Source organism: Pseudomonas chlororaphis subsp. chlororaphis, assembly GCF_003945765.1.
GTDB classification, from domain to species: domain Bacteria; phylum Pseudomonadota; class Gammaproteobacteria; order Pseudomonadales; family Pseudomonadaceae; genus Aquipseudomonas; species Aquipseudomonas chlororaphis.
In genome coordinates, this window is sequence record NZ_CP027712.1 from 3,455,988 (window position 1) to 3,468,744 (window position 12,757).

At 64.5% G+C, this 12,757-nt stretch carries 11 protein-coding genes; 7 read left to right on the top strand and 4 right to left on the bottom strand.

All coding sequences use genetic code 11. From position 1 onward, the window contains the following. Positions 1–39 precede the first annotated feature (39 nt). From C4K27_RS15845 to C4K27_RS15875, 7 genes are all read left to right on the top strand, one after another. Entirely contained in the window at positions 40–1,095 is a 1,056-nt protein-coding gene (locus C4K27_RS15845) for a phosphotransferase family protein (protein ID WP_053261185.1), read from the top strand. Continuing rightward, complete coding sequence (locus C4K27_RS15850; RefSeq protein WP_053261186.1) at positions 1,092–1,448, top strand: DUF6285 domain-containing protein; 357 nt, start codon at positions 1,092–1,094, stop codon at positions 1,446–1,448. Before C4K27_RS15845 ends, C4K27_RS15850 begins: the two co-directional genes overlap by 4 nt. Positions 1,449–1,502: 54 nt before the next feature. Then, on the top strand, positions 1,503–2,675 hold the full coding sequence (locus tag C4K27_RS15855) for an acyl-CoA dehydrogenase family protein (RefSeq protein ID WP_053261187.1): 1,173 nt from the start codon (positions 1,503–1,505) through the stop codon (positions 2,673–2,675). Continuing rightward, the gene (locus C4K27_RS15860; RefSeq protein WP_053261188.1) at positions 2,675–3,442 is read left to right on the top strand and encodes an SDR family NAD(P)-dependent oxidoreductase; all 768 of its coding nucleotides are present in this window, start codon (positions 2,675–2,677) and stop codon (positions 3,440–3,442) included. The genes C4K27_RS15855 and C4K27_RS15860 overlap by 1 nt, the downstream gene beginning before the upstream one ends. 83 nt (positions 3,443–3,525) lie before the next feature. Continuing rightward, positions 3,526–5,178: an acyl-CoA synthetase gene (locus tag C4K27_RS15865; RefSeq protein WP_053261189.1), complete on the top strand. Its 1,653-nt coding sequence runs from the start codon at positions 3,526–3,528 to the stop codon at positions 5,176–5,178. A 56-nt stretch (positions 5,179–5,234) separates the two neighbouring features. Continuing rightward, positions 5,235–5,558: a DUF485 domain-containing protein gene (locus tag C4K27_RS15870; RefSeq protein ID WP_053261190.1), complete on the top strand. Its 324-nt coding sequence runs from the start codon at positions 5,235–5,237 to the stop codon at positions 5,556–5,558. Further along, positions 5,555–7,213 (top strand): cation acetate symporter, encoded by a 1,659-nt coding sequence (locus tag C4K27_RS15875; RefSeq protein WP_053261191.1) that lies wholly within the window; start codon positions 5,555–5,557, stop codon positions 7,211–7,213. Before C4K27_RS15870 ends, C4K27_RS15875 begins: the two co-directional genes overlap by 4 nt. Before the next feature lie 271 nt (positions 7,214–7,484). Here the strand turns inward: C4K27_RS15875 and C4K27_RS15885 are convergent, their stop codons facing one another. The 4 genes from C4K27_RS15885 to C4K27_RS15900 form a co-directional block, all read right to left on the bottom strand. Next, positions 7,485–8,399 (bottom strand): NAD(P)-dependent oxidoreductase, encoded by a 915-nt coding sequence (locus tag C4K27_RS15885; protein ID WP_053261192.1) that lies wholly within the window; start codon positions 8,397–8,399, stop codon positions 7,485–7,487. Positions 8,400–8,491: 92 nt separating this feature from the next. Next, positions 8,492–9,871 (bottom strand): aspartate aminotransferase family protein, encoded by a 1,380-nt coding sequence (locus C4K27_RS15890; RefSeq protein WP_053261193.1) that lies wholly within the window; start codon positions 9,869–9,871, stop codon positions 8,492–8,494. A gap of 97 nt (positions 9,872–9,968) precedes the next feature. Further along, positions 9,969–11,222, bottom strand: a complete 1,254-nt coding sequence (locus C4K27_RS15895; protein ID WP_053261194.1) for an aspartate aminotransferase family protein — start codon at positions 11,220–11,222, stop codon at positions 9,969–9,971. 72 nt (positions 11,223–11,294) lie between these two features. After that, positions 11,295–12,719, bottom strand: a complete 1,425-nt coding sequence (locus tag C4K27_RS15900) for a gamma-aminobutyraldehyde dehydrogenase (protein WP_053261195.1) — start codon at positions 12,717–12,719, stop codon at positions 11,295–11,297. Positions 12,720–12,757 lie beyond the last annotated feature (38 nt).

Sequence of the window (12,757 nt, forward strand, 5' to 3'; positions counted from 1 at the left end):
TCCTGCCCACTCAAAACCGCAGGCAGGATCCATTGATTCATGAGCAGTTCCCCTACGACTTCTCCGGCCAGCGATGCGTTCGCGGCCATGACTGACGATCAGCGCCTGGTCGATTTCATCCGTGAGCATGCCTTGGCAACGCGCGTCGTCATCCAGGCCCGCAAGCGCTTGAGCGGCGGCGCCATCCAGGAAAACTGGCTGCTCGAACTGCTGATCGACGGCGGCCCATGGGCCGGCGCGCGACGCTGGGTGTTGCGCAGCGATGCGCTCTCTGCGCTGCCGGCCAGCCTCGACCGAGCACAGGAGTTCGCTGTGCTGCAAGTGGTCCACCAGGCCGGGGTGAAAGTGCCTCGGCCGCTCTGGCTGTGCCGCGATGCGGGTGTTCACGGGCGAGTGTTCTTCCTGATGGAGTACCTTCCGGGAGTCGCTACCGGACGTCTGCTCAGCGCGGGTGCCGGAGCCAATGGCCAGGCGCGACTGGCGACGCAGCTCGGGGCCAACCTGGCGCGCCTGCATCAAGTGCGCCCGCCGTGCGCAGCGCTGGACTTTCTGCCAGTGCCGGACGGCTCGCCAGCCCTGGCCACCGTCAGTGCCTATCGCCATTACCTTGACACCCTCGCCGAGGCTTATCCGGTACTGGAGTGGGGCCTACGCTGGTGCGAAGTGCATGCTCCGCGCAGCAGCCTTTGTCTGCTGCACCGCGACTACCGCACCGGCAACTACTTGGCCAGCGAACAGGGGCTGGAGGCCGTGCTCGACTGGGAGTTCACCGGCTGGGGCGATCCTTGCGAGGACCTCGGCTGGTTCACCGCCCGCTGCTGGCGCTTCACCCGTCCCGACCTCGAAGCGGGTGGGATCGGCCTGCTGGAGGACTTCCTGCGCGGCTACCACGAGGTGTCCTCCCTGCGTATCGAGCCCAGCCAGCTGCATTTCTGGCAGGTCATGGCGACCCTGCGCTGGGCGGTGATCGCCCTGCAGCAAGGGCAGCGCCATCTGTCCGGCGAAGAGCCTTCCCTCGAACTGGCACTGACCGCGCGCCTGCTGCCGGAGCTCGAACTCGACATCTTGAACATGACCGGTGGAGATGCGCCATGACCCAGCCGCACGCTCACGAACTACTCGAGATCGCCCGCCTGACCTTGCTGGAGCAGGTGCTGCCCGCGCTGGCCGGGGAGCTGCGTTACCCGGCGCTGATGATCGCCAATGCCATGGCCATCGCTGCCCGCGAAAGTCGCCTGCAAGCACGCACCTGCAGCCAGGAGAAGGCGCATCTGGCCGTCCTGGTCGACGGGGCGGGCGCGCCCTTGCAGGAGATCCGCCGTCAATTGGCCCGCGACATTCGCCAGGGACGCCATGACGACCCGCAGCGCCGGCGCACCCTGATAGACGCCTTGCGCCAGGTGACCCTCGCCCGGCTGGCGATCAGCAACCCCAAGGCCATGCCCTGAGCGCGGCGACACCTACCTTATTTCCCGGACCGACCAGAGCCAAGAAGGACAGACATGAATTTCACCCTGCCGGAAGAACTGCTTGCATTGCAGGCCAAGACCCGCGATTTCATCGCCGAACAGGTCATCCCGTTCGAGAACGACCCCCGCCAGGATGCCCACGGCCCCAGCGACGCCCTGCGTCGGGACCTGCAGGCCCGCGCACAGGCGGTGGGGCTGCTGACGCCTCACGCCAGTCGTGAAATGGGTGGCCTGGGCCTGAGCCATGTGGCCAAGGCAATCGTCTTCGAAGAGGCCGGTTATTCGCCCCTGGGGCCCGTCGCACTGAACATCCACGCCCCGGACGAAGGCAATATCCACTTGATGGATGTGGTGGCCACCGAAGCGCAGAAGGACCGCTGGCTGCGTCCATTGGTCCAGGGACGTGTCCGCTCGTGTTTCGCCATGACCGAACCGGCACCTGGCTCGGGCTCCGATCCGTCGATGCTGCGTACCACCGCTACCCGCGACGGCGGCGATTACCTGATCAATGGCCACAAATGGTTGATCACCGGGGCCGAGGGGGCCGGATTCGCTATCATCATGGCGCGCATGGAGGACGGCACGGCGACCATGTTCCTGTCCGACATGCAGCGCGATGGGATCATCCACGAACGGCAACTGAATACGCTGGACAGCTGCTTCACCGGCGGCCACGGGCAGCTGCGCTTCGACAACCTGCGGGTGCCGGCAAGCGATGTGCTGGGCGAGATCGGCAAGGGCTTCCGTTATGCCCAGGTGCGCCTGGCGCCAGCGCGACTGACTCACTGCATGCGCTGGCTCGGGGCCGCGCGACGTGCCCACGACATCGCCTGCGACCATGCGCGCACCCGCGATGCGTTCGGCAAGCCGTTGGGCGAGCACCAGGGGGTCGGCTTCATGCTGGCCGACAACATGATGGACCTGCATGTGGTCCGCCTGGCGGTCTGGCACTGCGCCTGGGTGCTCGACCAGGGCCAGCGCGGCAATGTCGACTCGAGCATGGCCAAGGTGATCAGCTCGGAAGCGCTGTGGCGGGTGGTCGATCGATGCGTGCAAGTCCTCGGCGGGCGCGGGGTGACCGGGGATACCGTGGTCGAGCGGATCTTCCGCGACATCCGCCCGTTCCGCATCTACGACGGCCCGAGCGAAGTGCACCGCATGAGCCTGGCGAAGAAACTCCTCGACCAGCGCCTGGGAGCCCACTGATGCAGCCGAACCTTGCCGGACTGTTTGCCCTTGATGGGCGCCGCGCCCTGGTGACCGGCGCCTCCAGCGGCCTCGGCCGACATTTCGCCATGACCCTGGCCGCGGCGGGTGCCGAGGTGGTAGTGACCGCCAGGCGCCTGGCGCCATTACAGAGCCTGGTCGAATCCATCGAGCTGGCCGGTGGTCGCGCCCGGGCCTTTGCCCTCGATGTGACCTGCCGTGACGATGTGTGCCGGGTGCTCGACGCCGCGGGCCCGCTGGATGTGCTGGTCAACAACGCGGGGGTGAGCGACAGCCAGCCCTGGCTCGATTGCGACGATGAAAGCTGGGACCGCGTGCTGGACACCAACCTCAAGGGCGCCTGGACAGTGGCCCAGGAAAGCGCCCGGCGGATGGTCGCTGCGGGGCAGGGCGGCAGCCTGATCAATGTCACCTCGATCCTCGCCAGCCGCGTGGCCAGCGCCGTCGGCCCCTATCTCGCGGCCAAGGCTGGCCTGGCGCACCTGACCCGTGCCATGGCCCTGGAGCTGGCGCGCCATGGCATCCGTGTGAACGCCCTGGCGCCAGGGTACGTGATGACCGATCTGAACGAGGCATTCCTGGCCAGCGAAGCCGGGGAGAAGTTGCGCTCGCGTATCCCCAGTCGGCGCTTCAGCCAGCCGGCCGACCTGGACGGCGCCTTGCTGCTGCTCGCCAGCGATGCCGGGCGAGCCATGAGCGGCGCCGAGATCGTGGTCGATGGCGGCCATCTGTGCAGTAGCCTGTAAAGCGCCCGGCGCAAGAACAACAAGAAACAGGAGAGGTGTATGTACATTCAATGCCTGGGCAACGTGCCGATGGGGGGCCGGTCATGATGACCCCGACCTTCGAGCATGAGCTTGCTCCCAACGAAGCCAACCATGTGCCGCTGTCGCCGCTGTCGTTCCTCAAGCGTGCTGCGCAGGTATACCCGGAGCGCGACGCGGTGGTTTATGGCGGCCGGCGCTACAGCTACCGCCAGCTGCACCAGCGCAGCCGCGCCCTGGCCAGCGCCCTGGAACGGGTCGGCGTGCAGCCGGGCGAGCGGGTGGCGATACTGGCGCCGAACATCCCCGAGATGCTCGAGGCGCACTATGGCGTGCCCGGCGCCGGTGCCGTGCTGGTGTGCATCAATATCCGCCTGGAAGCGCGCAGCATCGCCTTCATCCTGCGCCATTGCGCGGCCAAGGTGCTGATCTGCGACCGCGAGTTCGGCGCGGTGGTCCATCAGGCGCTGGCCATGCTCGAATCGCCGCCACTGCTGGTGGGCATCGACGATGCCCAGGCCGAAGGTGCCGACTTGCCCCACGACCTGGACTATGAAGCGTTCCTGGCCCAGGGCGATCCCGGCCGACCGCTGAGCGCGCCGCAGAACGAATGGCAGTCGATCGCCATCAACTACACCTCTGGCACCACAGGCGATCCCAAGGGCGTGGTCCTGCATCACCGCGGCGCCTACCTCAATGCCTGCGCCGGGGCGCTGGTCTTCCAGTTCGGGCCGCGCAGCGTCTACCTGTGGACCCTGCCGATGTTCCACTGCAATGGCTGGAGCCATACCTGGGCAGTGACCCTTTCAGGCGGCACCCATGTGTGCCTGCGCAAGGTCCAGCCTGAGGCAATCCACGCCGCTATCGCCGAGCACGCGGTGACCCACCTGAGCGCCGCGCCGGTGGTGATGTCGATGCTGATCCACGCCGGGCATGCCGACCTGCCTCCCGGGCCGGTGTCGGTGATCACCGGCGGCGCCGCGCCGCCCAGCGCGGTGATCGCCGCGATGGAGGCACGCGGCTTCAGCATCACCCACGCCTACGGCATGACCGAAAGCTACGGCCCCAGCACCCTGTGTTTGTGGCAACCGGGCGTCGACGAGTTGCCTTTGGAGGCTCGCGCCCGGTTCATGAGCCGCCAGGGGGTCGCCCACCCGATGCTCGAGGAGGCCACGGTACTGGATACCGACACCGGTCGTCCGGTCCCGGCCGACGGGTCCACCCTGGGCGAGTTGGTGGTGCGCGGCAACACGGTGATGAAAGGCTACCTGGATAACCCGCAGGCCACCCGTAGCGCGCTGGCCAACGGCTGGCTGCACACCGGCGATCTGGCCGTGCTGCATCCGGACGGCTATGTGGAAATCAAGGACCGGGCCAAGGACATCATCATTTCCGGCGGCGAGAACATCAGCTCGCTGGAAATCGAGGAGGTGCTCTACCAGCACCCCGAAGTGGTCGAGGCCGCCGTGGTGGCGCGCCCCGACTCGCGCTGGGGCGAAACCCCGCATGCCTTCGTCACCCTGCGCGCCGACGCCCAGGCCAGTGTCACGGCTGACGACCTGATCCGCTGGTGCCGCGAGCGCCTGGCGCACTTCAAGGCGCCGCGCCATGTCTCCCTGGTGGAGTTGCCCAAGACCGCCACCGGCAAGATCCAGAAGTTCGTCCTGCGCGAGTGGGCCCGGCAACAGGAGGCCCAGACTACCGGCGCCGAACACTGATCGAGCTGCAGCACCTGCACATCCCATAACAACAAGTACATTGCCCGAGGTGTCCCATGTCCAGCCTGTTATACGCGCGCGTTCGCGCCAGTGTCCGGTTCCAGCAACTGGTGGCGCGCAGAAGCCGTTTTACCCTGAGCCTGTTCCTGCTGATCCTGGCCACGTTCTATGGCTACATCGCGTTGGTGTCATTCTGGCCCGAGCTGATTGCCAGGCGCCTGGCCCAAGGGTCGAACATGACCATCGGCGTCGCTGCCGGCGCCTTCCTGTTCGTGTTCTTCTGTGCGTTGTCGGCGTTCTATGTGTACCGGGCCAATGGCGAGTTCGATCGCCTGACCCAGGCGTTGGTCGCCGGGCTGGACGAGGAGTCGGGCGCATGAAGAAACTACTGCCTCTGGCTTTGTTGCCGAACTCTGGCCTGCTGCTGGCGTCGCCCGCGTTGGACGCGGGCCAGCGTCAGCCCCTCAACCTGCATGCCATCGGCATGTTCATGGTGTTCGTGCTCTTCACTTTGTGCATCACCTGGTGGGCGGCGCGGCGCACCCGCTCGATGGCGGACTTCTACAGCGCCGGCGGCGGTATCCTGGGCTGGCAGAACGGCCTGGCGCTGGCCGGTGACTACATGTCCGCCTCGACGCTGTTGGGGATCACCGCGCTCATCTATACCTCCGGCATGGATGGCTACATCTACCTCATTGCCTTCTTCGCCGGCTGGCCGGTGTTGTTGCTGTTGATGACCGAGCGGCTGCGCAACCTGGGCCGCTTCACCTTCGCCGACATCACCTCGTACCGCCTCGACCAAGGCAAGGTGCGCACCATGGCCGCCATCGGCTCGCTGACCGTGGTGTGTTTCTACCTGGTGGCGCAGATGGTCGGGGCCGGGCAACTGATCAGGCTGCTGTTTGGCCTGGACTACCACATCGCCTTGGTGATCGTCGGCGCGCTGATGATGCTGTATGTCACCTTTGGCGGCATGGTGGCGACCACCTGGGTGCAGATCATCAAGGCGTTCCTGCTGCTGGTCGGCGGCTCGCTGGTCCTGTTTCTGGCGATGCGCGAGTTCGACTTCAGCTATGACACGCTGGTCACCCAGGCCATGGACACCCATGCCCTGGGTGAACGCCTACTGGCGCCTGGCAGCCTGCTGGCCGACCCATTGACAGCACTGTCGCTGAGCCTGGGGCTGGTATTCGGAACGGCCGGACTGCCGCATATCCTGATGCGGTTCTTCACCGTCAGCGATGCCCGGGAGGCACGTAAATCCGTGCTCTATGCCACCGGGTTCATCGGTTACTTCTTCAATGTCATTTTCCTGCTGGGCTTGGCGTCGATCGTGATCGTCAGCCAGCAGCCGCAGTTCTTCGAGGGTGGGCAGGTGGGTGGCAAGCTGCTGGGCGGGGGCAACATGGTGGTCATGCACCTGGCCCAGGCGGTCGGCGGCAACCTGTTGCTGGGCTTTTTGTCGGCAGTGACCTTCGCCACCATCCTGGCCGTGGTTTCAGGCCTGGCCCTGGCCGGGGCATCCGCGATAGCCCACGACCTGTATGCGCGGGTGATGATGAAGGGATCGGCCAGCGAGGCCCAGGAGTTGCGGGTGACCAAGCTGGCCACCCTTGGCCTTGGGTTGGTGGCGATAGCCCTGGGCATCGTGTTCGAAAATATCAACGTGGCCTTCATGGTCGCGCTGGCCTTTGGCATCGCCGCCTCGGCCAACTTCCCGGTGCTGTTCCTGTCGATGTTCTGGTCGGGGCTGACCACGCGTGGCGCGTTGGCCGGTGGCTACGTAGGGTTGCTCAGCGCCATGGGGTTCGTGGTGTTTTCCAAGCTGGTGTGGGTGGATGTCTTGCACTTCGCCGAGCCGCTGTTCCCCTATACCCAGCCTGCGCTGTTTTCCATGCCGCTGGCGTTTTTGGTGGCATATGCCGTTTCCCGGCTGGACCGCAGCGCGCGGGCCAAGGCGGAAAGGGCGGCCTTCGCCGATCAGTTCGTACGGGCCCAGACGGGCCTTGGTGCCAGCGGTGCAATAGATCATTGAGTCACAAGCGGTCGCTGGCGGATGAGTGCCAGCGGCCGCGTGACACCTCGCTAGTAACCTCTGAAGATATCCCCGATGCTGATAGTCGGATGCCCCGTGTGTCGCGCCGTCCCTTGGTGGACGAGGGACGGCCTTGGGGCAAGAAGGGCACTCAGGAAAATGACCAGCGTCAAGACGGCCAGTAGAAAACCAAATCGGCGCATATGATCCTCCAGCGATTTTTTATGATTGTTGTCGTCGGGTTCGATCCGAGAGGCCTGTAACCGCGCAGTCATGCCTCTTTCGAGGTGTCGTGCTCGCGGGCGAACACCTGGGTGGCGGCCACGATGTCCTGCTCGCCATAGCCCATCGATTCCGCGCGCTGCACGACCTGACACACGGCGTCGAACACCGGCGTCCAGGCACTTTGTGCGTGCATGGATTGGGCAATGTGCGCGAAGGCGCCCGCATGCACATCAAGCCTCGCCTGATCGCCCGCGAAATCCCGCGCTTCGAGCCGGCGTACCGCTTCCTCGAGTGCGTCGGCGATGAAAAAGCGTGACGTGTCGAGCAGGAGCCGGGCCGTTTTCGAAACAGGCATGCCAAACCGATCGCTCGCACCCACGGCCTCGAAAAATGCAACCATCGCGGCAAATGCATGGGCGTGGAGCACGGTCGCAAAGGCGAATGCTTGTTCCCAGGGAAGGAACACCGTATGGCCGGCGAGTACTTCAAGTAGCGCCCGATGCTGCTCGAAGGCCTCACGGTCGCCGGTATGGATGCAGTGACTTTCACGATGGCCGACGTTGCGAGGGTAGGCCACGATCGCCCCTTTGACGTAATGACCTCCCGCCCGATTGATCAGCGCCTGAAGCGCCAGGCCCTCGTCCTTGGCGTTGGTCGTGTAATCGACGATCGTGCGCTTGGCGAGTGCACGCGCCACACCCGGCATCCCAAGCACCTCGTGTGTCGCGTGGTTGTCCAGCAGCACGAAGATCGCGACCGGGCTTGCGCTCAGCGCGGCTTCGGCAGAGTCGCAGAGGTGAGCGCCGGCGGCCACGAGCGCTGCGGCCTTGCCGGGTGATCGATTCCAGATCGCTACGCGTTTGCCTTGCTTGAGAAACGCTTGCGCCATGATTGTTCCCATGGCCCCGAGTCCGACTACGGACACATCAAAGTCGGAGCAGGCATCATTGTGTTCGCCCACAGTCAAACCCTCATGATTATTGTTTTACGTGATTGGTGAAGTTATCCGCACCGCCAACGGGTGCAGCCTTTAGCGGCCGTGCAAGCCCCAGCTCACAGAAGGTTCTGTGACCGAGCCCAGTGCGTTGCGTCATCCAACGTCCTACCAAATGCGTTGAAGATCGCATCAACATCGTCCTGCGTCGTAATCAGCGGCGGACAGAAGGCGATCGTGTCGTAGATGGCGCGAATGATCAGCCCATGCTTGTGAGCCTGTTTGAACAGGTAGCTACCCAACGCACCTGGCTGGGCGAATGGTTGGCGGGTGGACTTGTCCGCAACCAGTTCGATCCCGCCCATCAGCCCGACACCTCGGGCATTGCCTACCAATGGGTGGTTTTCGAAAGCGCGCAGCCGGTGCTGGAACACAGGGGTCAAGCGCTGAACATGGCCAACCAGGTCGCGTTCCTCGATGATGCGGATGTTTTCCAGCGCGACCGCGGTGGCGACGGGATGGCCGCTGGTGGTCAGGCCATGAACGAATGCCCCCAGGCGCTGGCTCTGGCTTACCAGGACGTCATGGATTGCATCGGACACCAGCAGGGCTGCCAGTGGTTGATAGGACGAGGTGAGCTGCTTGGAGAGCACCATGATATCGGGCTGGATGTCGTACAGCTGGGCGCCGAACATCGTGCCAAGCCTGCCAAAACCCGTAACGATTTCGTCAATCACCACGAGAATGTCGTAGCGTTTGCACACCGCCTGGATCGCCGCCCAGTAGCCTTGGGGAGGTGGAATCACGCCGCCTGCCGCGATCACCGGTTCGCCGATGAACGCGGCGATGGTTTCCGGCCCTTCGGCCAGGATGTAGCGTTCCAGTTCATTCGCCAGACGCGCCGAAAAGGCTTCTTCCGTTTCTCCAGGCCGGGCAAAGCGGTAGAAGTTCGGGCACGTCAGGTGATGGACAGGGATTGCCGGCAGATCGAAATCGCGATGAATCGACGGTATGCCGGTCAAGCTCGCGGAGGCGACGGTGGTGCCGTGATAGGCCTGCTGGCGGGAGATGAATTTCTTCTTGTTTGGTTTGCCCTGCGCGTTGTTCACGTACCAGACCACCTTCACCACCGAGTCGTTGGCCTCGGAACCTGAGTTGGTGAAGAACGCATGATTCAGATCGCCGGGCGCCAGCTCGGCCAGTTTGGCGGCGAGCGCTGCCGCTGGAGCATGGGTCTTGTGGCTGAAGCTGTGGTAGTAGGGCAGCTGTTTGAACTGCTCGACGGCCGCGTCGACCAGGCGCTTTTCACTGAAGCCCAAGGCAACGCTCCATAGGCCCGACATGGCTTCGATGTAGGCATTGCCCTGGTCATCGAAGACCCGCACGCCGTCCCCACCGGCGATCACGAATGGCCCGACCTCTTGGTGCTGCGCCAGGTTGGTGTAGGGATGAATGAGTGAAGACAGATCGTTCTGAACGATTGAAGTGGCAGTGCTCATTGGCTCATGTTCCTGTCGCAAGCGGATGGTTGCCCGCAGGTGAGAAGGTTGGGTGCGCCATGTGTATCGGCACATGGCGCACGGCAGAACCCTGGAGTTACTGGCTCAGCGCTGCCGCGACCGACTCGCCGAACGCTTTCAAGCCTTCCTCAAGCTGCTCGGTCGGGGTATTCACCGGTGGCATCAGCTTGATGACTTCGCCATTCGGGCCGCAGCGGTCGACCAGCACACCTGCCTGCAGCACGCGCTGCTGGGCATCCTTGGCGAACGCCAGGTTGCCGCGGCCGAAGTCGATGCCGGCGATCATGCCGCGGCAGCGCGCGGAGGCGACCCCAGGAATCGCTGCGAAGCCGGCAACGGCGCGCTCCATGGCCGCGCTGTTGTCGGCCAGCAATGTGAGGAACTGCTCGTCGCGCCAATAGCCGAGCGCGATCCGGGCGGTCAGGAACGCCAGCTGGTTGCCGCGGAACGTGCCGATGTGCTCGCCGGGTTGCCAGATATCCAGCTCAGCGCGAATCAACACGATCGCCATCGGCAGGCCAAAGCCGCCGATGGATTTCGCGCAGGTGATCAGGTCCGGCACGATCCCGGAACGCTCGAAGCCGAAGAAGTCTCCGGTACGGCCGCAGCCGGCCTGGATCTCGTCACAGATGAGCAGCACCCCGTGATCGCGGGTCCACTGGCGCAAGCGTTGCAGCCATTCGTTGGAGGCCGCGTAGACACCGGCCTGGATCTGCACGGATTCGACGATCACCGCCGCCGGCAATTCCGATCCGCTGCCCTGGTCGTTGGCCAGGCGCTCGAGAAAACCAATGCTGTCGAATTCGCCGTAAGGGCTGTCTTCGTACGGCACGAACACCACGTCGCTGGACAGCCCGGGGCCGCGGCGAGTGCGGTTGCCGGTGACCGCCAGGGCCCCGGCGGTCATGCCGTGGTAAGCACCGTAGAAGGATACGATCTTGGTGCGCCCCGTGGCCTTGCGCGCAAGCTTCAACGCGGCCTCGACGGCGTCGGCGCCGGTCGGGCCGGTGAATTGAACCTTGTAGTCCCAGCCGCGCGGCTCGAACAGGTCACGCTCGATCGCCTCCAGGAACCGACGCTTGGTGCTGGTATGCAGGTCGAGGCCATGGGTCACACCGTTGGCCGAAAGGTATTCGATCAAGGCATCGCGCATGCGCGGATCGTTGTGGCCATAGTTCAGGGCGCCGGCGCCGGCGAAGAAGTCCAGATAGTCGCGACCATCTTCGGCGTGGATCTTGCTGCCTTGGGCCGTATCGAAGACCAGGGGCAGGTCGCGGCAATACATCCGCACGTTGGATTCGAGTCTCTCGAACGTCTCGATATTGTTCATACATAACCTCTTGTCGTTGTCTGGGCGAGGGGCGGGACGCTGGGTCCCGGGATTTATGCGGCGTTGCTTCGATCAGTGCTTGAACATCACATGTCGCACCACGGTGTAGTCTTCCAGGCCGTACATGGAGAGGTCCTTGCCGTACCCGGACAGCTTCACGCCGCCATGGGGCATCTCGCTGACCAGCATGAAGTGGGTATTGACCCAAGTGCAGCCGTATTGCAGGCGCGCGGCCAGCCGATGGGCCCGACCTGCGTCGCAGGTCCACACCGAAGACGCCAGGCCGTAGTCGGAGTCATTGGCCCACGCCAGTGCCTGGGCTTCATCCTCGAATTCCGAAACCGTCACCACCGGGCCGAAGATTTCACGGCATACCACCTCGTCTTCCTGCTTCGCGCCGGCCAATACCGTCGGCTCGAAGAAGAATCCAGGGCCCGCGACCGGCTTGCCGCCAGTGACGACCTCGATGTGTGGAAGCGCCTTGGCACGCTGCACAAAACCCTCGACACGTTCGAAGTGCTCTTGGGTGATCAGTGGGCCCATCTGCGTCGCCGGGTCATCCTGAAGCCCGCATTTGATACTGGACACCGCCTCCCCGAGCTTGCGCACGAACTGCGCATAGACCGCCTTCTGTACATAGATGCGACAGGCAGCGGTACAGTCCTGCCCGGCGTTGTAGAAGCCGAAGGCGCTGATGCCCTCGACAGCGGCATCGATGTCGGCGTCATCGAAGATCAGCACCGGCGCCTTGCCACCCAGTTCCATGTGCATCCGCTTCACGCTGTCGGCCGTGCCTTCGATGATCCGGCTGCCGGTGCGAACGGAACCGGTGAGCGACACCATCCGGACCTGCGGGTGGTTGGTCAGCGGCTCGCCCACCGAAGCACCGCGGCCGTGGACGATGTTGACCACGCCGGCGGGGAAGATGTCGGCGAGCAGCTCTCCCAGTTTCAAGGTGGTCATCGGCGTATGTTCCGAGGGTTTCAGCACCACGGTGTTGCCGGCGGCCAATGCCGGGCCGAGTTTCCAGGCCGCCATCAGCAACGGATAGTTCCACGGTGCGATGGAGGCGACGACGCCCACCGGGTCGCGGCGGATCATCGAGGTATGGCCCGGCAGATACTCGCCCGCCGCCGAACCCTGCAGGCAGCGAACGGCGCCGGCAAAGAAGCGGAACACGTCCGATACGGCTGGCAGCTCGTCCTGCAGCACGGCAGTGAAAGGCTTGCCGCAGTTGTCCGCCTCCAGGCGAGCGAACACTTGCGCCTGTGCATCGATGCGGTCGGCGAGCTTGAGCAACAACGCCGCGCGATCCTTGGGGGGTGTTTGTGACCACGCCTCATAAGCCGCGCTTGCGCTCTGGACCGATGCGTGAACCTGGGAGCGGCTCGCCTCGGCGGTCTGCACCAGGACACTGCCCAGGGAAGGGTTGTACACGGCCAGGCTTTCGCCTTCGCCGGCCACGAGCACACCATTGATCAGCAGTTTGGTTTGCATATCGATTCTCGCCATTGAACGGCAAACCCGGGGGCTTG